The sequence below is a fragment of the Streptomyces sp. NPDC052721 genome, from assembly GCF_040678315.1.
Taxonomy (GTDB): Bacteria; Actinomycetota; Actinomycetes; order Streptomycetales; family Streptomycetaceae; genus Streptomyces.
Genome location: NZ_JBFATL010000003.1, coordinates 196,956 through 218,862 on the forward strand (window position 1 = coordinate 196,956; position 21,907 = coordinate 218,862).

The window sequence follows — 21,907 nt, forward strand, 5'->3', positions numbered from 1 at the left end:
GGGAGCGACATCGATGACCACGACCAGTCCCACCCCGACCGCGCCGGACCTCGCCCCGGCACCGCATCCCACCGCCCCCGGAAAGGGCCGTGGCCGCTTCAAGATGGGAGCCGGCCAGCAGCTCAGAGGCGGTCCGTTCACCTACGTCGCCCTCATCGTCGTCGGCCTCGGCTCGATCTTCCCGCTGTACTGGACCCTGGTGGCCGCCTCGCACGACCAGCAGCGGGTCCTGGACACCCCGCCGCCGCTCCTGCCGGGCGGCAGACTGTGGAGCAACCTCCAGGCGGCCTGGGACCAGGCCCACCTGGGCAAGGCCATCGTCAACAGCGTCATCGTGGCCGGCTGCATCACCGTCGCCACCCTGTTCTTCTGCACCCTCGCCGGCTACGCCTTCGCCAAGATGCGCTTCCGCGGCCGTGGCGTGCTGATGACCGCGGTGATCGCCACGCTGACGATCCCGCCCCAGCTCAGCGTCGTCCCGCTGTTCATGATGATGTCGGACATCGGGTGGGGCGGAAAGCTGGAGTCGGTGATCTTCCCGACCCTGGTCGGCGCCTTCGGCGTCTTCTTCATGCGCCAGTACCTGATCGAGGCCCTGCCGTACGAGCTGATCGAGGCGGCCAAGGTCGACGGGGCGAGCAACTTCCGCATCGTGTGGAGCGTGGTGCTCCCCGTGGCCCGGCCCGCGATGATGGTGCTGGGCATGCTCACCTTCGTCCAGGCGTGGAACGACTTCTTCTGGCCGTTCCTCGCGCTGAACCAGGAGAACCCCACCATCCAGGTGGCGCTCGGCCAGCTCAGTGCCTCCTACACCCCCGACCAGAGCATCGTCATGGCCGGGGCGCTGATCAGCACCCTGCCGCTGCTGCTGGTCTTCGTCGTCTTCGGCAAGCAGATCGTCGGAGGGATCATGGCGGGCGCCGTCAAGGGCTGACCCTGCCGGTGCCGCGGGGCCGGCCGCCACGGTGCCGGCCCCGCCCCGTCGCCGGCGTGCGCCGCGTCCCGTCGGCCCGCCCTCGTGTCCGGTCCGGTACCGCCCGCACAGGCCGCCCCGCAGCGGGCCGTACCGGACCGGGCGCCCCCGGCCGCGCCCGTGCCCGCGCACCCCACCCTCCCTCCTCCCCCTTACTCCGCACCGCCGCACCGCCGGACCGCCGTCCGTCGTCCGTTTCTCACCCCCTTTGGGAGCGTTCTCACCATGACCGCCGTACGACCCGAGACCACGGCCCAGCCGGCCTCGGACACCTCCTTCCCGACCGGCTTCGTCTGGGGTGCCGCCACCGCCGCCTACCAGGTGGAGGGCGCCGCCGCCGAGGACGGCCGGACCCCCTCCATCTGGGACACCTTCAGCCACACTCCCGGCAAGGTGCGCAACGGCGACACCGGTGACATCGCCGCCGACCACTACCACCGGTACCGCGACGACGTCGCCCTGATGAAGGAACTCGGCCTCAAGGCCTACCGTTTCTCCATCTCCTGGTCCCGGGTCCAGCCCACCGGCCGCGGACCCGCCGTCGAGCGCGGCCTGGACTTCTACCGCCGCCTCACCGACGCCCTCCTGGAGGCGGGCATCACGCCCGTCGCCACCCTCTACCACTGGGACCTGCCGCAGGAGCTGGAGGACGTCGGCGGCTGGCCGCACCGCGACACCGCCCACCGCTTCGCCGACTACGCCGACATCATGGCCCGCGCCCTCGGCGACCGGGTCGGAGTGTGGACCACCCTCAACGAACCGTGGTGCTCGGCGTTCCTGGGCTACGGTTCCGGCGTGCACGCGCCGGGGCGGACCGACCCGGCCGCGACCCTGCGCGCCGCGCACCACCTGAACCTGGCCCACGGCCAGGCCGTCGGCGCGCTGCGCGCGGCCCTGCCGGCGTCCGCCCAGACCTCGATCACCCTGAACCTGCACCAGGTGCGTCCGCTCACCGACAGCCCCCGCGACGCCGAGGCCGCGCGCCGCATCGACGCGGTCGGCAACCGGATCTTCACCGGCCCCCTCCTCGACGGTGCCTACCCCGAGGACCTGCTGGCCGACACCGCTCACCTGGTCGACTGGGGACAGCTGGTGCACGACGGGGACCTGGCGGAGATCTCCCGGCCCCTCGACGTCCTCGGCGTCAACTACTACTCGCCGACCGTGGTCTCCCTGCCCGCCGACGGATCCGCCAGCACCCGCAACGACGGCCACGGGGCCAGCGACCACTCCCCGTGGACCGGCTCCGAGCACGTCGCCTTCCACCTCGCCAACGACGACCTGACCGCGATGAACTGGGCCATCGACGCGAGCGGACTGCACACGCTGCTGACCGGACTGGCGGCCTCGCACCCGCACCTGCCGCTGATGGTCACCGAGAACGGCGCCGCCTTCGACGACTACGTCTCCCCGGAGGGACGGGTCAACGACCCGCAGCGGATCGCCTATCTCCGCTCCCACCTGGACGCCGTCCGCCGCGCCATCGCCGACGGCGCCGACGTGCGCGGCTACTTCCTGTGGTCGCTGCTGGACAACTTCGAGTGGTCCTACGGCTATTCGAAGCGATTCGGCGCCGTCTACGTCGATTACCCCACCCAGCGCCGCATCCCCAAGGCCAGCGCCCACTGGTACGCCGAGGTGATCCGGAACAACGCCCTGCCCGCCTGACCGACGCGAGGCGGCGGGCACGGCAGGGACCCCGGCCGTGCCCGCCGCGGCGGACGGAAGCGGAGGTGCCCCCGTCATGGCTGTTACATTCCTGGCCTGAACGGCGGTGAACGGAAGGCGGCGACCATGGCAGGCAACGGTGGGAGAGGCCGGGGCGGCCGGCGGCCGACCCTGGAAGAGGTCGCCGCCCGGGCCGGGGTCGGGCGGGGCACGGTCTCCCGGGTGATCAACGGTTCGCCCCGGGTCAGCGACGCCACCCGCGCCGCGGTGGAGGCGGCCGTAGCCGAACTCGGCTACGTGCCCAACACCGCCGCCCGCGCCCTCGCGGCCAACCGCACCGACGCCATCGCGCTGGTCGTCCCCGAGCCGGAGACCCGGTTCTTCGCCGAGCCGTACTTCTCCGACATGCTGCGCGGTGTCGGCGCCGAACTCTCCGACACCGAGATGCAGTTGCTGCTGATCTTCGCCGGCAGCGACCGTGAGCGGCAGCGCCTGGCCCAGTACCTGGCGGCCCACCGCGTCGACGGCGTCCTCCTGGTCTCCGTCCACGCCGACGACCCGCTCCCGGACCTGCTCGCCCAGCTGGAGATCCCGGCGGTGATCAGCGGCCCGCGCTCGGCGGCCGAGTCGCTCCCCTCGGTGGACTCGGACAACTACGGCGGCGCCCGCTCGGCGGTGGAGCACCTGCTGAGCCGGGGCCGCCGCCGGGTCGCGCACATCACCGGCCGCCTGGACGTCTACGGCGCCCAGCGCCGCGTCGCCGGCTACCGCGACGCCCTGCGCGACGCCGGCCACCCGGTGGACGAACTCCTCATCGAGCCGGGTGACTTCACCGACGAGGGCGGGCGCCGGGCGATGACGACCCTGCTGTCCCGTCACCCCGATCTGGACGCGGTCTTCGCCGGCTCGGACGTGATGGCGGCCGGCGCCCGGCAGGTGCTCCGCGAGGCGGGCCGCCGTATCCCCGACGACGTCGCGCTGGTCGGGTACGACGACTCCGCCATCGCCCGGCACATGGACCCGCCGCTCACCAGCGTCCGCCAGCCCATCGAGGAGATGGGCCGCGCGATGATCGACCTCCTGCTCACGGAGATCGCCGACCGCCGCCCGGCCGCGTCCCGTGGTCTCGACCGCCATCACGCGGTCCTGCCGACGGAACTGGTGGTCCGGGCGTCGTCGTGACGCACGGGGGGCCGGACAACGAAACAGCCGGTGACCCGTCTTACGACGGAGTCACCGGCTGATTACTCAGGGTGAGTGACGGGACTCGAACCCGCGACATCCTGGACCACAACCAGGTGCTCTACCAGCTGAGCTACACCCACCACGACCGGTTGTTCGAGGAGTGCTTTCCCCGACCGGCCGAGAAGAAGTCTACAGGGTCCGAAGGGGTGCTCGCGCACAGGTTTTCGCGCGGCCCCCGTGGTGGCTACCGGGCGGGCAGGACGTGCTTGGCGGCGATCGCCTTCGCGGTGTCGGAATCCGGTCCGGGCTGCGGCACGAAGATGGCCTCGCGGTAGTAGCGCAGCTCGGCGATCGACTCGCGGATGTCGGCGAGGGCCCGGTGGTTGCCGTTCTTCTCCGGGCTGTTGAAGTACGCCCGCGGGTACCAGCGGCGGGCCAGCTCCTTGACCGAGGAGACGTCGACGATGCGGTAGTGGAGGTAGTCCTCCAGCGTCGGCATGTCACGGAGGAGGAAGCCGCGGTCGGTGCCGACCGAGTTGCCGCACAGCGGGGCCTTGCCGGGCTCCTTCACGTACTCCTTCACATACGCCAGCACCTGCTCCTCGGCGTCCTTCAGCGTCGTGCCGTTCTCCAGCTCGGCGAGCAGCCCGGACGCGGTGTGCATCCGACGCACCACCTCCGGCATCGTCTCCAGCGCCCGGTCCGGCGGGCGGATGACGATGTCCACCCCCTCGCCGAGTACGTTCAGCTCGGAGTCGGTGACGAGGGCGGCCACCTCGATGAGAGCGTCGTCGGACAGCGAGAGGCCGGTCATCTCGCAGTCGATCCACACCATGCGATCGTTCATGCGACCACCCTAAAGCGGGCCTGAGCTTTTGCGTGCCCCTGTGCTGGTGCCGGGCTCGCCTAGGGCTGCCCCCGGTACGCGAACCGGTACGGGCAGGAGGGGGCGAGCGTGTGCTCGCCCCCTCCTGGTCAGTTACCGCTGCGCGGACCCGGCAGCAGGCCCACCGCGCCCGCCGCGGCCCGGCGGCTCTGCAGCGGCACCCCGCTGTCCCGGTGCTCGTGGAGCAGGGGTGCCTGGTTCACCGGGCCGGGTCCGGGCAGGCCCGTGGGCGCGCCCTGCTGGCCGGGTGGCGGTACGGCCGGTTCCGCCTCACCCGGCTTGTCGCCCTGCGGCCGGCGGGCCCGGTAGGCGGCGGGGGACGAGCCGAGCTGGCGGCGGAAGTGGCCGCGCAGGGCCACCGGCGAGCGGAACCCGCAGCGGCCCGCCACCTCGTCCACGGAGTAGTCCGACGTCTCCAGCAGACGCTGGGCCTGCAGCACGCGCTGTGTGATCAGCCACTGCAGCGGCGCGCTGCCCGTCAGCGAGCGGAACCGGCGGTCGAACGTACGGCGGCTCATGTAGGCGCGTGCCGCCAGCGTCTCCACGTCGAACTGCTCGTGGAGGTGTTCCAGCGCCCAGGCGACGACCTCGGCGAGCGGGTCGGCGCCGATCTCCTCCGGTAAAGACCGGTCGAGATAGCGCTCCTGGCCGCCCGACCGGCGCGGCGGGACCACCAGGCGCCGGGCGAGCGCACCGGCCGCCTCGTTGCCGTGGTCCGTCCGCACGATGTGGAGACAGAGATCGATTCCGGCCGCCGTACCCGCGCTCGTCAGCACGTCGCCGTCGTCGACGAACAGCTCGCGTGGATCGACGTGCACCGACGGATAGCGCTTGGCCAGCGTCGGCGCGTACATCCAGTGCGTGGTCGCCGGGCGGCCGTCCAGCAGTCCGGCCGCCGCGAGCACGAACGCGCCCGTGCACAGCCCGACGATGCGGGCGCCCTCCTCGTGGGCCCGGCGCAGCGCGTCCAGTGCTTCCGCCGGCGGCGGCGAGGTGATCGAGCGCCAGGCCGGTACGACGACCGTCCCGGCGCGTGAGATCGCCTCCAGCCCATGCGGTGCGGTGAGTTCCAGGCCCCCTGTGGTCCGCAGCGGGCCTTCCTCGCCGGCGCACACCAGAAGGCGGTAGCGCGGCACGCCGGCGTCCTGGCGGTCGATCCCGAACACCGACAGCGGAATGGAACTCTCGAAGATGGGGCCGCCGCTGAACAGCAGCACCGCGACGATCTCCTTGCGGCGTCGCCCGGACAGTTTCCGGGCTGCGGCGTCCGACGAGGCAGTGGAGTCGTGGCTCATACTGCTAAGCCCCCCTCGGTGGTCGCGGCTCCTCGGTTGTGTCGCTCCTGCACGTTTCCCCTCGGTCCTGCACGAGTCCCCCGCCGTAAGACATCAAGATCGAATCTACTGGCTCCCGCGGTCGGGCGGTGACCAGTTCCACACGCGGCACATTGTCGACATGACAACTTGGCGTGAAGCATTCGATCACGAAGCGTTGCACTCGTGAGGCGTGCAGGGAAGTGCGCCTTGTCGCAGTGGCCAAACCGCGTAGGGTGCGCAGCGGCCCGTAGGCCCTTTCCGTGCAGGTGGAACGGGGGTTGGGGGGTGGTTCGGCCCCCTCCTCGTCGATATCCAGAAGTTGGCTGAAAAGCAGCGCTCGCAGGTGTGGAAACAGGTCAGTCGACCGGTGTCTGCTCCCGGGTGTGACGTCCGCCTCTTTGCGCGGCGCAACGCTCGGCACATCGCTCGGAGCGGCGCAGCAGCAACCGGCAGGCCGCCGTGACGGCGGCGAGGCCCAGCGCGGTGCCCGTGGCGCCGGCCAGCGAGGTGCCGTACCAGAGGAGGACCACGGGCACGAGCACGCAGCTGAACGCGGCCCAGCGGATCACATCGCTCGCGCTGTCCGGGGCGGGGCGCGGGTCGCGGCGGGGTCGGGCTCCGGGCATCTCGTACTCCCTGTGGCGGTGGCTCACCCCGGTTCAACGTCCGTCCGACCGGTCGGTCACCGAACGCGCATCTGTGAATCCTGTGCAAACCGCCTGTACGGGGCAGCAACCATTGCGTTGCGGGCGCGGCTCGTGCATGCTCCGGTGAACCCCTACGGACGTCGGGGACCGCTCACGGAGCGTGCGCGGGATCTGGGCTCAGGAGGCGTGCCGCCGTACCCTTGGGGGTATGGGCTTGGGAAGATGTTTCCCGGACACAGCTCCGCAGCACGCTTCCGCCGCACACTGTCGTCCCATCCATAAAGGATCACAACGCCGAGACAGCCATGGCCGGTCACGAATTCTCCGAACCCGCGGACCGCAAGCGGCCGGTCGCCGACCCCACGGCGGCCGATCCCCTGGCGGCGGCAGAGTCACGCCCGTCCTGCGACCCCGCCTTCCGGCACGGAGTCGTCGTCGGCTTCGACGGCTCCACCTCCAGTGAGCGCGCCCTCGCCTATGCGATCGGCATGGCCCACCGTTCCCGTTCCGGCCTGATCATCGTGCATGTCGCCAACCGGCTGCCCACCACGGTGTGGGCCGGCTGCGAGCCACCCGTCTTCGTGGACGTGCCGGACCACCGCACGGAGGTCCTGGGGCTGGAGCTGGCCTGTGCGGACTATCTGGCCGAGGTCCCGTGGATCCTGGTCGAGCGGGGCGGGGACATCTGTCACGAACTGGAAGAGGTCGGCCGCGAGTACGAGGCCGACGCGATCGTGGTCGGCTCCACGCACGGCATCGTCGGCCGGATCTTCGGCTCGGTCGCGGGGCGGCTCGCCAAGCGGGCGCGGCGGCCCGTGATCGTCATCCCGTAGCCACCTCACGTCACCTCACGCCCCGTCAATTCCCTTTGTGCACGCGTGAACTACTCGCGCGTAGAAGGTGTTTGTGCTCTTGTGAAGGGCATATACCGGTCACCGCACACCTGCGCATGCATGAAGGGAGCCCGCCGTGGACAACGACGTCTCTGCGGGAAGCGTGAGCACCACCGTGGTCGGCCGACTGGCCCTGGCGATCACCTTGTTGGCATTCGGGCTCGGTACGACCGGTGTCATCGACGGCGTGGGTGCCTCCGACGCCGTGACCGTGGCCCACTACGTGGGCGGAGTCGCCCTCTTCCTCGTCGGCCTGCTGGCCCTCCGCGACGGCGCCTCCGGCGTGGGGTACGTCGCCCTCGGCGCCCTGTGGTTCACCTGGGCGGTGTCGGACCACGGCTCGGCCAACGCGGCCGGGCTGTTCCTGCTGCTGTTCGCCCTGGTCGCCCTCACGCTGACCGTCGCCGGCGGGGACACCCTCGGTCAGCTCATGCACGGGCTGCTGTTCCTGGCGATGGTGGTGCTGGCCGTGGCGGCCTTCGCCGACAGTTCCGCTCTCGCGAAGGCCGGGGGGTGGGTGGCCGTCGCCTCGGGGGCGGTGGCCTGGTACGCGGCGACGGCGGCGCTCGCCCACTGGCCGACGGCCCTTCCGGGGCGTGCTGCGGGCCGGGGGGTGACGGCCGCCGGCTGAAACCGAGCAGCACGGAAAGGACCCCCGCGTGTTTGGTGGCACACGCGGGGGTCCGTTCTGTCCGCTACTCGACCGTCACCGACTTGGCGAGGTTGCGGGGCTTGTCTATGTCCCGGCCCAGGGCCTTCGCCGTGTGGTAGGCCAGGAGCTGGAGGGGGATGCCCATCAGGATCGGGTCCAGTTCGTCCTCGTTCTTCGGGACGATGACCGTCTGGTCCGCCTTCTCCTGGTGCTGGTGGGCCACCGCCAGGATCTTGCCCTCGCGGGCCTTGATCTCCTCCAGGGCCGCGCGGTTCTTCTCCAGCAGGTCGTCGTCGGGGACGATCGCGACCGTGGGGAGGGCCGGCTCGATGAGGGCCAGCGGGCCGTGCTTCAGCTCGGAGGCGGGGTAGGCCTCGGCGTGGATGTAGGAGACCTCCTTGAGCTTCAGGGAGGCCTCGCGGGCCACCGGGTAGCCCCGGACGCGGCCGATGAAGAGCATCGAGCGGGCGTCGGCGTAGCTCTCGGCCAGCTTCTTGATCTCCTCCTCCTGGTCGAGGATCTCGGTGATCTGCTGCGGCAGCCTGCGCAGGCCCTCGATGATCCGCTTGCCGTCGCGGACGGAGAGGTCGCGGGTGCGGCCGAGGTGCAGGGCGAGCAGCGCGAAGGCGACCGTGGTGTTGGTGAAGCACTTCGTGGAGACCACGCAGACCTCGGGGCCCGCGTGCACGTAGATGCCGCCGTCGGCCTCGCGGGCGATCGCCGAGCCGACGACGTTGACCACGCCGAGGACCCGCGCGCCCTTGCGCTTCAGCTCCTGCACGGCGGCCAGCACGTCGTACGTCTCACCGGACTGGGAGACCGCGATGTACAGGGTGTCGGGGTCGACGACCGCGTTGCGGTAGCGGAACTCGGAGGCGGGCTCGGCGTCGGCGGGGATGCGGGCCAGCTCCTCGATCATCTGCGCGCCGATCATGCCCGCGTGGTAGGAGGTGCCGCAGCCGAGGATCTTCACGCGGCGGATCTGCCGGGCCTCACGGGCGTCCAGGTTGAGGCCGCCGAGGTGCACGGTGGAGAACCGGTCGTCGATGCGGCCGCGCAGCACGCGGTCCACGGCGTCGGCCTGCTCGTGGATCTCCTTGTGCATGTAGGTGTCGTGGCCGCCCATGTCGTACGACGCCGCCTCCCACTCCACGGTGGTCGGCTCGGCCGAGGTACGGGTGCCCTCGGTGGTGTACGTCCGGAAGTCGTCGGCCTTGAGGGTGGCCATCTCGCCGTCGTCCAGCGTCACTATCTGCCGGGTGTGGGCGACCAGGGCGGCGATGTCCGATGCGACGAACATCTCCTTCTCGCCGATGCCGAGGACGACCGGGGAGCCGTTGCGGGCCACCACGATGCGGTCGGAGAAGTCGGCGTGCATGACCGCGATGCCGTACGTGCCCTCGACCACCCGCAGGGCCTCGCGGACCTTGTCCTCCAGCTTCTCGGCCTGCGCGCGGGCGATCAGGTGGGTGAGGACCTCGGTGTCGGTCTCGGAGAGGAACTCGACGCCGTCGGCCTCCAGCTTGCGGCGCAGGTCGGCGGCGTTGTCGATGATGCCGTTGTGGACGACGGCGACCTTGTTGTCGGCCGACATGTGCGGGTGGGCGTTCACGTCGGAGGGGGCGCCGTGGGTGGCCCAGCGGGTGTGGGCGATGCCGGTGGTGCCCTTGAAGCGCGCCGGGACCTTGGCCTCCAGGTCGCGCACCCGGCCCTTGGCCTTGACCATCTTCAGGCCGGGCGTCTTCGGGGAGGTGACGACGATGCCCGCGGAGTCGTAGCCGCGGTACTCCAGGCGCTGGAGGCCCTCCAGGAGGAGAGGAGCGACGTCACGCTTCCCGATGTATCCGACAATTCCGCACATGTATAGAGGTATCCCTTGGCTGTCGCTGGGCCGGGCTGTCGCCGGCCGGGTGCCGGCTGGTTTCAGCCGTAGACCATGCGGCGCAGCTGCCTGAGCGTCAGCTCCGGCGGCGCCACCGCCCGGTACTTCAGGTCCGCCCCGATCCGTTCGAAGATCTCCGCGTTCACCAGGCCCTGGGCCTGGAGTTCGCGGTGGCGGCGGCGGACGAACTCCTGGATCGTCTCGTCGAAGTAGGCGAGCACGTCCTGGACCACACGCAGCGCCTCGCCCCGGCTCAGGGGCGTGGACCGCGTCAGGTGATCAACAAGTTCGTCGTGCACCCGGTAGATCCTGGAGTACCGGCGCCTGTTTCGCAAGAATCGTGCCCGATTCCGGGCAAGCAGCTGTTGAGACTCTTATGGGGCTCTGTTCGCGAGCCGTCCATCCCGTGTCCTGCGACTCGTCGCCCGAACAGACGAGTTTCAGACGCCATGGACATTCCTCGTATGGGAGTACCCGAGAAGCTGGCCGCGCGCATGAGCATGGCCGAGCAGCATGAGTACCTGCGCGCCAGATTCTCGCGGCGCACCATGATCAGGGGCGGCGCGGTCACGCTGGGCGCCGTCGCCGGTGGCGCGTTCGTGCCGGGCGCCACCGCCCAGGCGTCCGTGCCGGCCCAGCGCACGGCTCCTGCCGCCCAGCACGTCGACGGCGCCCTCGTCGCCCCCTTCGGCCGCCACCTCGCCTACGGCAACGACCCGCGCACCGAGATCACCGTCTCCTGGCAGGTCCCGGTCGCCGTCAGGAAGCCGTTCATCCGCGTCGGCGCCCACCCCTGGGACCTCTCGCGCAAGATCGAGGCCGAGGTCCGCACCCTCCACACCCCGGCCGGTGTCGGCGCGGGCGGCGACCACACCCAGTACTACCTGCACGCCAAGCTGACCCACCTGCGCCCCGGCAGGACCTACTACTACGGCGTCGGCCACCAGGGCTTCGACCCGGCCGAGCCGCACCTGCTGGGCACGGTGGGCACGTTCACCACCGCCCCCGCCCGCAAGGCGCCGTTCACCTTCACCGCCTTCGGCGACGAGGGCGTCGGCTACCACGGTCTGGCCAACAACGCCCTGATCCTCGGCCAGAACCCGGCCTTCCACCTGCACGCCGGCGACATCGCCTACGCCGACCCGGCCGGCGCCGGCAAGACCACCGACACCGGCTTCGACTCGCGCACCTGGGACTCTTTCCTCGCCCAGACCGAGTCCGTCGCCAAGCAGGTCCCGTGGATGCCCGCGTACGGCAACCACGACATGGAGGCCTGGTACTCGCCCAACGGCTACGGCGGCGAGGAAGCCCGCTGGACCCTCCCGGACAACGGCCCCGACAAGAAGAACCTGCCGGGCGTCTACTCCTTCGTCTACGGCAACACGGCGGTCATCTCGCTCGACGCCAACGACGTATCCTTCGAAATCCCGGCGAACCTGGGCATATCCGGCGGAACCCAGACCACGTGGCTGGAGGGCCGGCTGAAGAAGTTCCGTGCCGCCGACGACGTCGACTTCATCGTCGTCTTCTTCCACCACTGCGCCTACTGCACCTCCACCGCGCACGCCTCGGAGGGGGGCGTGCGCCAGGAGTGGGTGCCGCTGTTCGAGAAGTACACGGTGGACCTGGTCATCAACGGCCACAACCACCAGTACGAGCGCACCGACGTCATCAAGGCGGGCAAGGTCACCAAGAAGCTGCCGATCGGCGGCACGGCCCACCCCGAGACCGACGGTGTGGTCTACGTCACCGCGGGCGCGGCCGGCCGCAGCCTGTACGCGTTCTCCGCCCCGGACTCCTACGAGGGACACGAGCACGAGACCGACTCCGTGGCCTCGTTCGTCAACACCAAGGACGGCAAGGTCGACGAGACCGTCACCTGGTCCCGGGTGCGCTACCTCGACTACTCCTTCCTGCGCGTGGACGTCACACCCGCGCCGAAGGGCCGGCAGACCACGCTGACGGTGTCGGGCATCGCCGAGACCGGCGACCGCATCGACCACTTCACGGTCTCCCGCAAGGCCGAGTAGGCCGCAGGCGAGCGGGCGGTCCTCACCGGCTTCCGCACCGGCGCTTTCCTCACAGGCGCTTGAGGACCGCCCGCTTGGCCAGGGCGAACTCCTCGTCCGTCAGCACCCCGTCGCGGTGCAGCTCGCCCAGCTCCCGCAGCCGGCGCAGCAGCACGTCGTGGTCGTCCCCGGCGGACTCCCCGGCCGGCCGGGGCCAGTCCTGCCGCACGTCCGGCCCCGCCGCCGAAGGATGCGGCAGGCGCGCCTGCACCGCCGCCGCGACCAGGGCCATCAGCGGATCCCTCTTGAAGCCCCACAGCTCGACGGCGTTCGGGTCGTACTTGGGCGGTGCGGTGACCGGGGCGCCGCGCACGCGGAACCGCAGGTGCCCGTTCTCCAGGCCGGCCGCCGGCTGCCACTCGACGCCGGCGATGTCCGCGAGGGGGATCGTGCGCGGCCCGGCGGAGGCCTTGGCCTCCTCGGTCTTCCAGTTCCACTCCAGCCGCACCCGTTCCCCGTCGAAGCCCGCCGTGCCGTCCCCGGCCGAGGCGGACACCGGCAGGGACGGGCCCGGCAGCAGATACCCGTCGACCGGCTCCGGCGACACCCCGTCCAGCAGCAGGGCGTTGCGCACCTCGTCGGCGACGTACTCGGCGACGCCGTACCGGTCGGGCTCCACCGTCAGCTGGTACGGGTCGTGCGGCTCGGCGAGCCGGCCCCCGGTGGCGTGCAGCAGCGGATCGGCGCCGTCGCGCAGCCGCAGCCTCAGCCGCCCCGACTTCCGGCCCTGTTCGAAGGAGACACCGGCCAAAGCGCCGAGCGGTACGATGAGTTCGCCCAGCTCACGGCGGAGCAGGCCCACGTTCTTGTCCCGGCCCGGGGTGAGGCGCAGGGCGTCCCCGTCGAAGGCCCAAGTACCGTCCTTCTGGATGATTTCCGCCATGCGGGGATTGTTCCACCCGATCTGCGGGACAGTTGGTCTCGACCATGTCCGACGGTCACCCCCTTTGGAAGGGAGCGCTTGTGAGACGGAACCACAGCACGACTCCCCGCCTGTCCCGCGTCCTCGGTTCCCTGCTGCTGCTCGCGGCGGCCGGTGTCGTCACCCTCGGCGCGGACACCACGGCGCAGGCCGCCGCCCCGACCCCGCTGGACCGGGTGGTCCCGGCCCCGGCCTCGGTCACGCCGGGCGGAACGCCGTACCGCATCACCCGGGACACCCGGGTCCGGGTCGACGGATCCGCCGAGGTCCGCCGCATCGGCGCCTACCTGGCCGGCCTGCTGCGTCCGGCCACCGGCTATCCGCTGCCGGTCACCGACCACGGCACCGGCGGCATCCGGCTCGGCCTGGCGCAGGGCGACTTCGGCGCCGAGGGCTACCGGCTGCACAGCGGTGCGGGCGGTGTCACCCTCACCGCCCGCACCCCCGCCGGCCTCTTCCACGGCGTCCAGACCCTGCGCCAGCTCCTCCCGGCGGCCGTCGAGAAGAAGACCGTCCAGCCCGGCCCCTGGCGGATCGCCGGCGGCACCCTGCGGGACCGCCCCCGCTACGCGTACCGGGGCGCCATGCTCGACGTGTCCCGGCACTTCTTCACGGTCGCCCAAGTCAAGCGGTACATCGACCAGTTGGCGCTCTACAAGGTCAACGAGCTGCATCTGCACCTCAGCGACGACCAGGGCTGGCGCATCGCGATCGACTCCTGGCCGCGCCTGGCCTCCTACGGCGGCTCCACGCAGGTCGGCGGCGGCCGGGGCGGCCACTACACCAAGGCCGACTACCGGGAGATCGTGCGGTACGCGGCCTCCCGCTATCTGGAGGTCGTGCCCGAGATCGACATGCCCGGCCACACCAACGCCGCCCTCGCCTCCTACGCGCGGCTCAACTGCGACGGCGTGGCACCCCCGCTGTACACCGGCACCGAGGTCGGCTTCAGCTCGCTGTGCGTGCCCAAGGAGGTCACCTACGACTTCGTGGACGACGTCGTCCGGGAGGTGGCCGCCCTCACCCCCGGCCGTTATCTGCACATCGGCGGCGACGAGGCGCACTCCACCAGCCACGCGGACTACGTGAGGTTCATGGACCGGGTGCAGCCGGTCGTCGCCCGCTACGGCAAGACGGTCATCGGCTGGCACCAGCTCACCGGCGCGCACCCGGCGAAGGGCGCCCTCGCCCAGTACTGGGGCCTGGACGACACCAGCGCGGCGGAGAAGGCACAGGTCGCCCAGGCCGCCCGGAACGGCACGGGCCTGATCCTGTCCCCGGCCGACCGGACCTACCTCGACATGAAGTACACGCGGACCACCCGGCCCGGCACGGACTGGGCGGGCCTGGTGGAGGTGAAGCGGTCGTACAACTGGAATCCGGGCGCCTATCTCACCGGGGTACCGGCGTCGGCGGTCCGGGGCGTCGAGGCACCCCTGTGGACGGAGACCGTGACGAACTCCGCCGAGATCGACTACATGGCGTTCCCCCGGCTCGCCGGTGCGGCGGAGCTGGGCTGGTCACCGGCGGTCACCCACGACTGGAACGCCTACCGGGTCCGGCTGGCGGCGCAGGGCCCCCGCTGGGACGCCCTCGGCATCCACTACTACCGCTCGCCACAGGTGCCCTGGCCGGCACGCTGACCGAAGGCCGACGGGCACCCCGCAGGACCGTACTGCGGGGTGCCCGTCAGGTCCGGGCCGCCGTCAGAACCCGGCGATCGGGTTCTTCAGGGTGCCGACCAGCTGGAGGGCGCCGGACGGGTCGGCGAGGTCCACCATCTGCTTGTTGTCGCGCAGCTGGAGACGGTTCAGGCAGGACAGCGCGAACTCGGGGGCGAACATGTCGTACTGGCGGAACTTGTCGGCCAGCTGCGGGTTCGCCTCCTGGTACTCGCGGGTGACCTCCGCGACCGTGCGCCAGAAGTCGTCCTCCTCCAGGACGCCCTCGGCGGCGAGGTGGGCGGCGAGGAAGCGGAAGAAGCAGTCGAAGACGTCCGTGAAGACGGACAGCAGCTTCTTGTCCTCGGGGACCTCGACGCGGATCCGCCGCACCTCCGGCGGCAGGGCCGCGTCCGGGTCCATGACGGCGATCTCCTCGGCGATGTCCTTGTAGACCGCCCGCTGCACGGCCCCGTCCCGCAGCACCAGGATCGTGTTCTCGCCATGCGGCATGAACACCAGGTCGTAGGCGTAGAAGCTGTGCAGGAGCGGGGTGTAGTACGCCCGCAGGTACCGGCGCAGCCACTGGGCCGGGGCCAGGCCCGAGCGTTCGATCAGCGCGCCCGCGAACGAGGTGCCCTCGTGGTCCACGTGCAGCAGCGAGGCCATGGTGGCGAGGGTCTCGCCGTCCCGCAGCGAGGGCACCGGGCTCTCCCGCCACAGCGCGGCCAGCATCTTGCGGTACGGCGAGTAACGGTCGGTGGCCCGCTCGTACTCCCGGTGCCGGTAGCCGACGGCGGCCCGCTCCCGGATGATGGACAGGCCCGTCGACTTCAGCACCGGGTCGCTGTCGATCAGCTGGGCCAGCCAGTCGTTGATGGCCGGGGTCGCCTCCATGTAGGCGGCGGAAAGGCCGCGCATGAAGCCCATGTTGAGGACCGACAGGGCGGTCTTCACATAGTGCTTGTGCGGGTCGCTGGTGTTGAAGAAGGTCCGGATCGACTGCTGGGCCAGGTATTCGTCGTCGCCCTCGCCCAGGCAGACCAGATGCCGGCGGGCCACCTCGGCGGCGAAGGTGACGCTGAGCTTGTTCCACCACTGCCAGGGGTGGACCGGGATGAACAGGTAGTCGGCGGGTTCCAGGCCCTGGTCGGTGAGGACGGCACGGAACCGCTCCACCGTCTTCTCGCCCAGCTCGTCCCGCAGGAAGGACTCGTACTCGATCCCGGCACCGGCCGTGAACGCGGCCCGCGAGCGGTGCGCGGCCAGCCACACCAGCCGCACGGGGCTCGCCGTCTCCGGCGCGTACGACAGGTACTCGTGGACGCCGAAGCCGAGCCGCCCGTTGTTCGCGACGAAGCACGGGTGGCCCTCGGTCATCCCGGTCTCGATCGCCTGGAAGCCGCTGCGGGCCAGCTCGGCGGAGGTCACGCGGGGCTTGGCGAGCTTGTAGCAGGTGCCCGAGAGGGTGGAGGAGATCTCCTCCAGGTAGACCGGCAGGATCTCGTCGCTCAGCCCCAGCGACTCCTTCAGCTCGATGAAGAAGTCCAGGGCGGCGAGCGGGAGTTCGCCGCCGTCGCGGTGCCGGGTGAGGGAGCCGGGGTCGATCTCCCAGTGGTCGAGGGCCCGCCGCACGGCGCTGAACCGGTAGGTGGTGAGCCCGTCGTCGCTGCGGACGACGTACCGGCCGCCGTCCTCCTCCGGCGTGATCAGCCGCTCGTGTGCGAACTCGGCCAGCGCCTTGCGCAGCAGCAGCCGGTTGGCGGTCGCCCAGCGTTCGGGGGACAGATGGGCCACGGCGTCGGCGAGGGTCATGCGGTCACCGCCTTCTCGAACTGCTCGCGGGTGCAGAAGCTCAGCAGCGCGCGCTTCTCCGGCTTGTCGATCTCCCGCTCGGGCACGAACCCGACGGCCGCGTTCAGGGCGTGCACGGCCTTGTTGCGGACATCCGGCTCGACGACGACCCGCAGCACCGCCGGGTCCTCGAAGAGATGGGCCATGACGGCGGTGATGACGGCCTTGGTGAACCCGTGCACGGGGGTGTCGGTGGCCGGGGTCAGGAAGTGCATCCCGACATCGCCCGGCCGTGGCTCGTACAGCCCGGCCAGCTCCCGGTGCGCGGGGTCGTACTTCTCCATCAGGAACGCGGGTGCGCCGTCCTCGGTGAGACCGAGCAGCGCGTGATGGTGCTCGTCGGCCGCGATCTCCCTGTAGGCGCGCTCGACATCCTCCGGTCTCGCGTCCTGCATCATCCAGAAGGCCGCCTTGGGATGGGTGACCCAGGAGTGCAGCAGCCCGGCGTCGGTCAGCGGGTCGACAGGACGGAAGGTGAAGGTCATGGTCGTGCCGGTCATACCGCGAACTCCTGGAAGGCGATGCTCTTCTCGACCGGGTAGTACTCCGTGCCGAGCAGCTCACGGATGATGTACGCGTTCCGGTACGCGCCCATGCCCAGGTCGGGACTGGTGATGCTGTGGGTGTGGACGCCGGCGTTCTGCAGGAAGATCCCGCGGCCGGTGGTGTCGATGGAGTAGTTGCGGGCGACGTCGAAGCGGCCGTGGCCGTCGAAGCGGAGCCGGCCCTGGACCGGGGCCAGGAAGGCCGGCGGGGTGTAGTGGTAGCCGGTGGCCAGGACCAGACCCTCGGTGCGGATCTCGAAGTCCTTGCCCTGCTCGTCCTGGTGGAAGCCGAGCGTGTACGCCCCGTCCTGGTACGTCGCCGTGCGCAGCGTGGAGTTGGTGAGCAGCCGGGTGGGCACCGGGCGGTCGCCGCTCTCGGCGTTCTTCTGGTACAGCAAGTCGAAGATCGCGTCGATGAGGTCCGAGTTGATGCCCTTGAACAGGCCCTTCTGCTGCTTCTCCAGCCGGTAGCGGGTCTCCTCGGGCAGCGCCCGGAAGTAGTCGATGTAGTCCGGGGAGGTCATCTCCAGGGTCAGTTTGGTGTACTCCAGCGGGAAGAACCGCGGGGAGCGGGTGACCCAGTTGAGCTGGTAGCCGTGGACGTCGATCCCGGCGAGCAGCTCGTGGTAGATCTCGGCCGCGCTCTGCCCGCTGCCGACGATCGTGATGGACCGCTTCTTGAGCAGCTCCGCCTTGCGGTGCAGGTACTGGGAGGTGTGCAGGAAGTCCCCGCCCAGCCCCTGGCACGCCTGAGGCACGAGGGGGACCGTGCCGGTGCCGAGGACCAGGTGCCGGGCCCGGTAGGTGTCCCCGGCGCCGGTGCGGACGACGTACCGCTCGTCCTCGTACGTCACCTCGGTGACCGTGGCGCCGAAGCGGACGCTGCTCAGTTTGTTCGCGGCCCAGCGGCAGTAGTCGTCGTACTCGACCCGCAGCGGGTAGAAGTTCTCGCGGATGTAGAACGAGTACAGCCGGCCCTTCTCCTTCAGGTAGTTGAGGAAGGAGTACGGCGAGGTCGGGTCGGCCAGGGTGACCAGGTCCGACATGAACGGGGTCTGGAGGTGGGCGCCGTCCAGGAACATGCCGGCGTGCCACTCGAAGTCGGGCTTGGACTCCAGGAAGACGCCGTCCAGTTCGGCGATCGGCTCGGTGAGGCAGGCGAGACCCAGGTTGAAGGGGCCGAGCCCGATCCCCACGAAGTCGTAGGTCTTGCTGTGGGCTTCAGGACGCGCGGTCAAGGGACTCTCCCAGGTACTGCTCGGCGTGGCCGGCGATCAGATCGAGGACGGCGGCGATGTCGGCCGCCCGGGTCTCGGGGTTGAGCAGGGTGAACTTCAGGTAGTGGCGGCCGCCCACCGTGGTGCCCGCGACCACGGCCTCGCCGGAGGCGAACAGGGCCTTGCGGGCGTGGAGGTTGGCGCGGTCGATCTCGGCCGGGTCGGTGACGGTCGCCGGGATGTAGCGGAAGACGAGGGTGGACAGGGTGGGCTCGACGACGACGTCGTAGCGGGGGTCGGCCGCGAGGAGCCTCCAGCCCTCCCGGGCCAGGTCGCAGACCTCGTCGAAGAGCTGCCCGATGCCGTCGGCACCCATCGTGCGCAGGGTGAGCCACAGCTTCAGGGCGTCGAAGCGGCGGGTGGTCTGGAGGGACTTGTCGACCTGGTTGGGAATACGTTCCCGCACCATGCGGCGCGGGTTGAGGTACTCCGCGTGGTAGGTGGCGTGCCGCAGGGTGGCCGCGTCCCGGACCAGTACGGCGGACGAACTGACCGGCTGGAAGAAGGACTTGTGGTAGTCGACGGTGACCGAGTCGGCGCGCTCGATGCCGTCGATGCGGTCCCGGTACTTCAGGGAGGCGAGCAGTCCGCAGCCGTAGGCCGCGTCGACGTGCATCCAGACGCCGTACTGGGCGCACAGCTCGGCGATCTCCGGGAGCGGGTCGATGGAGCCGAAGTCGGTGGTGCCGGCGGTGGCGACGACGGCCATGGGGATCAGGCCGTCCTGCCGGCAGCGCTCCAGCTCATGGGCGAGGGCGACCGTCCGCATGCGCTTGTCGTGGTCGACGGGGATGGTGACGACGGCGTCCGGTCCGAGCCCGAGCAGTTTCGCGGACTTCCTGACGCTGAAGTGGCTGACCTCGGAGGCGAAGACGCGCAGTCTCGTCAGGGAGGCCCCCTCTTCCCACCCTGCCCGCCCTGGCTTGGCCTCCTCCCGGGCCAGCAGCAGCGCCTGGAGGTTGGACTGGGTGCCGCCGGAGGTGAAGACGCCGTCGGCGGCCGGGCCGAGGCCGATGCGGGCGGCCGTCCAGTCGATGAGCTTGCGCTCGATGAGGGTGCCGCCGGCCGACTGGTCCCAGGTGTCCAGCGAGGAGTTGACCGCGCAGAGCACGGCCTCGGCCAGCACCGCCGGGATGACGACCGGGCAGTTGAGGTGGGCGAGGTAGCGGGGGTGGTGGAAGTAGATCGCGTCCCGGAGGTAGACGTCCTCCAGTTCGTCCAGCACGGCGGCGGTGTCGCCCAGCGGGCGGTCCAGGTCGATCGCGTCGATGGTGGGGGAGAGGGCGTCCACGGTGACGCCGGTGAACGGACGGTCGGTGGTGGCGAGTTTGGCCGCCACCCGCTCGACTCCTTCGGTCACGGAGCGGCGGTAGTGCTCCGCGGTGAGGCCATTGAGCAGGTGCGAGCGCATGTGGGGGTCCTCCGAGGGGACGGTCCGTGCGAGATCAACTTAGGTTAGCCTAACCTAAGTTTCAGGAGTCGAGGCGTGCCGTGACCCGTGACCGATGTCACGAAAGGTCAGGTTTATTCGGCGGCCCGGAGCTGTTCCTCCGTCATCCCCTGCCGCCAGTAGCCGGTGAAGGTGACGCGCCGCCGGTCCACCCCGCGCTCGCCGACGAAGTGCCGTCGCAGCGCCTTGACCTGACCCGACTCGCCGGCGATCCACACGTACGCCCGCCCGGCGTCCGGCAGCGGGGCGGCTCGTACGGCGTCGACGGCCATGGGGGACCCGTCGTGCCGTACGAGCCACGTGATCTCCGCGTCCGCCTCCGTGCGCACGTCCTGGATGTCACCGGCGTGCGGAACCTCCAGCCAGGCCCGGGCCCGGGTGCCGGCGGGCAGGGATTCCAGGATCGCGGTCGCGGCGGGTACGGCGGTCTCGTCGCCGCACAGCACGACGGGACCGGTGTCCTCGGGCGGGCGGAACCGGATCGCCCGGTTGTCGGCGGCGGCCGGGCCGAGCAGCAGCACCCGGTCACCGGCGGCGGCACGGGCGGCCCAGCGGGAGGCCGGCCCGGCGGGCGTGGCGACACCAGGCTCCACGCCGTGCAGGGCGAAGTCGATGTCGATCTCGTCGGGGTCGCGGCGCAGCGCCCGGAGCGTGTACGAGCGCATCACCGCCCGCACGTCGTCCGGGAGTTCCCGCCACCCCTGCCACCAGCGGTCGCCCAGCTCCAGCGGGACGACGGGTTCGGCCTGTCCGGGGTGCGGGAGGAAGAGCGACAGGGACTGGTCCCGGCCGTCCGAGTGGAAGGCGTGCAGATCGGCTCCGCCGAAGGTGACCCGGACCAGGGACGGACCGAGCCGCCTCGTCCGTACGACCTGCAGGGCGAAGAAACGGAACGGGGCGGCTACGGCCGTCGTCATGTGGGCTCCTGAGAGTGGGGTTCAGGGCTTGTCGGAGGCGCTTACGGGTCAGCTGACCTTCTTGGCCTTCTCCAGGGCCTCCGCCAGGTTCGTCAGCAGCGGCACGCACTTGTCGTACGACAGGATCGGCTCGGGAGACCGGGAGATGACCTGACCCGCCTTCACCGCGGGCAGCTTCTTCCAGGTGGCCTTGGTGATGTCGGCGGGCTGGATCGCCGAGGTGCGGTCGTCCATCATGATGATGTCGGCCTGGTACTTGTCGACGTTCTCCCAGCTCAGCGACTCGTACCAGCCACCGCCCTGCTTCTTGGCGCTCTCCGGCGGCTCCACGAAGTTCACACCGAGGGCCTTGAAGTACTCCAGGTCGATGGAGAGGTTGGTACCGGAGACGTAGAAGAGCTGGTCGCTGGCGCTGCCGGCCATCACCTTGATGCCGGGCTTGGCCTTGGCGGCGGCGCGCAGCCGGGCGGCGGCCTCTTCGAACCGCTTCCTGGCGTCGGTGACCTTGGCGGCCTTCATGTCCGCGCCGAGCGACTCGGCGAGGTCCCACATGCGCTGGAGCGGCCCGGTGAGCTGGCGGTCGTAGACGGAGATGCCGACGCTGGGGGCCAGCTGGGCGATCTTCTTCTTCGACTCCTCGGGGACGTACCAGAGGGTGCCGGCGTCGTCGAACATCGTGGAGATGAGCACGTCCGGGGCGAGGGAGGCGTACTTCTCGATGCTGAACTGGCCCCAGGTGTTGCCGAGGACCGTCACCTTGCTGATGTCCATGTCGCCGGCCTGGACATCGGCCTTGCCGGCGGTGGTCTTCGTCGGGCCGAAGACGCCCTTCACCTGGATGCCGTAGTCGTACAGCGCGGCGCCGACACCGGTGAACGCGACGATGTTCGCGGGGACCTTGTCGAGCTTCACGGTCGTGCCGCGGTCGTCCTTGAAGGACCAGGGCCCGGACTTGCCGGCCTTCGCGTCCGTGCCGGAGCCGCTGTCCTTGCCCTTGTCGTCCCCGCAGGCGGCGAGCGCGGCACCGAGTCCGAGGGCGCCGCCGGCGGCGAGCAGGCCGCGACGAGTGAGGTGGGTGACACGGGCATGGGGCATGGGTATGACTGCTTT

General features: G+C 70.6%; 19 protein-coding genes and 1 tRNA gene. 7 read left to right on the forward strand and 13 right to left on the reverse strand.

What is annotated here, in order from left to right; translation table 11 throughout:
- The first annotated feature begins 13 nt into the window (after positions 1-13).
- The 3 genes from AB0L21_RS04670 (at position 14) to AB0L21_RS04680 (ending at position 3,823) form a co-directional block, all read left to right on the forward strand.
- Positions 14-934 carry a carbohydrate ABC transporter permease gene (locus AB0L21_RS04670; protein WP_365699596.1) on the forward strand — a complete coding sequence of 307 codons (921 nt, stop codon included), beginning with the start codon at positions 14-16 and terminating at the stop codon, positions 932-934.
- Positions 935-1,198: 264 nt separating this feature from the next.
- Positions 1,199-2,641 carry a GH1 family beta-glucosidase gene (locus AB0L21_RS04675; protein WP_365699598.1) on the forward strand — a complete coding sequence of 481 codons (1,443 nt, stop codon included), beginning with the start codon at positions 1,199-1,201 and terminating at the stop codon, positions 2,639-2,641.
- A 126-nt stretch (positions 2,642-2,767) separates the two neighbouring features.
- Positions 2,768-3,823, forward strand: a complete 1,056-nt coding sequence (locus AB0L21_RS04680; protein WP_365699600.1) for a LacI family DNA-binding transcriptional regulator — start codon at positions 2,768-2,770, stop codon at positions 3,821-3,823.
- Between the two features lie 70 nt (positions 3,824-3,893).
- On the opposite strand, the gene AB0L21_RS04685 is transcribed toward AB0L21_RS04680, so the two are convergent.
- From AB0L21_RS04685 to AB0L21_RS04700, 4 genes are all read right to left on the reverse strand, one after another.
- A tRNA-His gene (locus AB0L21_RS04685) sits at positions 3,894-3,966 on the reverse strand.
- Between the two features lie 104 nt (positions 3,967-4,070).
- On the reverse strand, positions 4,071-4,673 hold the full coding sequence (gene orn, locus AB0L21_RS04690; RefSeq protein WP_365699603.1) for an oligoribonuclease: 603 nt from the start codon (positions 4,671-4,673) through the stop codon (positions 4,071-4,073).
- 128 nt (positions 4,674-4,801) lie between these two features.
- A complete protein-coding gene (locus AB0L21_RS04695; protein WP_365782213.1) occupies positions 4,802-6,007 on the reverse strand; it encodes a helix-turn-helix domain-containing protein in 1,206 nt (401 codons plus the stop codon).
- A 377-nt stretch (positions 6,008-6,384) separates the two neighbouring features.
- Entirely contained in the window at positions 6,385-6,654 is a 270-nt protein-coding gene (locus AB0L21_RS04700; RefSeq protein WP_365699607.1) for a hypothetical protein, read from the reverse strand.
- Between the two features lie 326 nt (positions 6,655-6,980).
- Between AB0L21_RS04700 and AB0L21_RS04705 the strand changes: the two genes are divergently transcribed.
- Together AB0L21_RS04705 and AB0L21_RS04710 are read left to right on the forward strand one after the other, a co-directional pair.
- Complete coding sequence (locus tag AB0L21_RS04705; protein ID WP_365699609.1) at positions 6,981-7,508, forward strand: universal stress protein; 528 nt, start codon at positions 6,981-6,983, stop codon at positions 7,506-7,508.
- A 136-nt stretch (positions 7,509-7,644) separates the two neighbouring features.
- The gene (locus tag AB0L21_RS04710; RefSeq protein ID WP_365699611.1) at positions 7,645-8,199 is read left to right on the forward strand and encodes a hypothetical protein; all 555 of its coding nucleotides are present in this window, start codon (positions 7,645-7,647) and stop codon (positions 8,197-8,199) included.
- Positions 8,200-8,263: 64 nt separating this feature from the next.
- Here AB0L21_RS04710 and glmS read toward each other — a convergent pair whose 3' ends face one another.
- Positions 8,264-10,081: a glutamine--fructose-6-phosphate transaminase (isomerizing) gene (gene glmS, locus AB0L21_RS04715; protein ID WP_365699614.1), complete on the reverse strand. Its 1,818-nt coding sequence runs from the start codon at positions 10,079-10,081 to the stop codon at positions 8,264-8,266.
- A 62-nt stretch (positions 10,082-10,143) separates the two neighbouring features.
- Positions 10,144-10,401, reverse strand: coding sequence for a hypothetical protein (locus AB0L21_RS04720; RefSeq protein WP_356123474.1), 258 nt, complete (start codon positions 10,399-10,401; stop codon positions 10,144-10,146).
- Between the two features lie 165 nt (positions 10,402-10,566).
- Here AB0L21_RS04720 and AB0L21_RS04725 point away from each other — a divergent pair, with 165 nt between their 5' ends.
- The gene (locus AB0L21_RS04725; protein WP_365782214.1) at positions 10,567-12,132 is read left to right on the forward strand and encodes a metallophosphoesterase family protein; all 1,566 of its coding nucleotides are present in this window, start codon (positions 10,567-10,569) and stop codon (positions 12,130-12,132) included.
- 49 nt (positions 12,133-12,181) lie between these two features.
- On the opposite strand, the gene AB0L21_RS04730 is transcribed toward AB0L21_RS04725, so the two are convergent.
- On the reverse strand, positions 12,182-13,054 hold the full coding sequence (locus AB0L21_RS04730; RefSeq protein ID WP_365782216.1) for a DUF4429 domain-containing protein: 873 nt from the start codon (positions 13,052-13,054) through the stop codon (positions 12,182-12,184).
- 80 nt (positions 13,055-13,134) lie between these two features.
- Between AB0L21_RS04730 and AB0L21_RS04735 the strand changes: the two genes are divergently transcribed.
- Entirely contained in the window at positions 13,135-14,736 is a 1,602-nt protein-coding gene (locus AB0L21_RS04735) for a beta-N-acetylhexosaminidase (RefSeq protein WP_365782218.1), read from the forward strand.
- 63 nt (positions 14,737-14,799) lie between these two features.
- Here AB0L21_RS04735 and AB0L21_RS04740 read toward each other — a convergent pair whose 3' ends face one another.
- The 6 genes from AB0L21_RS04740 to AB0L21_RS04765 all read right to left on the reverse strand — a co-directional run bounded on the left by AB0L21_RS04740 (position 14,800) and on the right by AB0L21_RS04765 (position 21,892).
- Positions 14,800-16,569 carry an IucA/IucC family siderophore biosynthesis protein gene (locus AB0L21_RS04740; RefSeq protein WP_365782220.1) on the reverse strand — a complete coding sequence of 590 codons (1,770 nt, stop codon included), beginning with the start codon at positions 16,567-16,569 and terminating at the stop codon, positions 14,800-14,802.
- Positions 16,566-17,108 (reverse strand): GNAT family N-acetyltransferase, encoded by a 543-nt coding sequence (locus AB0L21_RS04745; RefSeq protein WP_365782222.1) that lies wholly within the window; start codon positions 17,106-17,108, stop codon positions 16,566-16,568. The genes AB0L21_RS04740 and AB0L21_RS04745 overlap by 4 nt, the downstream gene beginning before the upstream one ends.
- Positions 17,105-18,391, reverse strand: a complete 1,287-nt coding sequence (locus tag AB0L21_RS04750) for a lysine N(6)-hydroxylase/L-ornithine N(5)-oxygenase family protein (protein ID WP_365782224.1) — start codon at positions 18,389-18,391, stop codon at positions 17,105-17,107. The genes AB0L21_RS04745 and AB0L21_RS04750 overlap by 4 nt, the downstream gene beginning before the upstream one ends.
- The gene (gene desA, locus AB0L21_RS04755) at positions 18,375-19,841 is read right to left on the reverse strand and encodes a lysine decarboxylase DesA (protein WP_365782226.1); all 1,467 of its coding nucleotides are present in this window, start codon (positions 19,839-19,841) and stop codon (positions 18,375-18,377) included. Before desA ends, AB0L21_RS04750 begins: the two co-directional genes overlap by 17 nt.
- A 113-nt stretch (positions 19,842-19,954) precedes the next feature.
- Complete coding sequence (locus AB0L21_RS04760; RefSeq protein WP_365782228.1) at positions 19,955-20,797, reverse strand: siderophore-interacting protein; 843 nt, start codon at positions 20,795-20,797, stop codon at positions 19,955-19,957.
- A 48-nt stretch (positions 20,798-20,845) separates the two neighbouring features.
- Positions 20,846-21,892 carry an ABC transporter substrate-binding protein gene (locus AB0L21_RS04765; protein ID WP_365699633.1) on the reverse strand — a complete coding sequence of 349 codons (1,047 nt, stop codon included), beginning with the start codon at positions 21,890-21,892 and terminating at the stop codon, positions 20,846-20,848.
- Between the last annotated feature and the right edge of the window lie 15 nt (positions 21,893-21,907).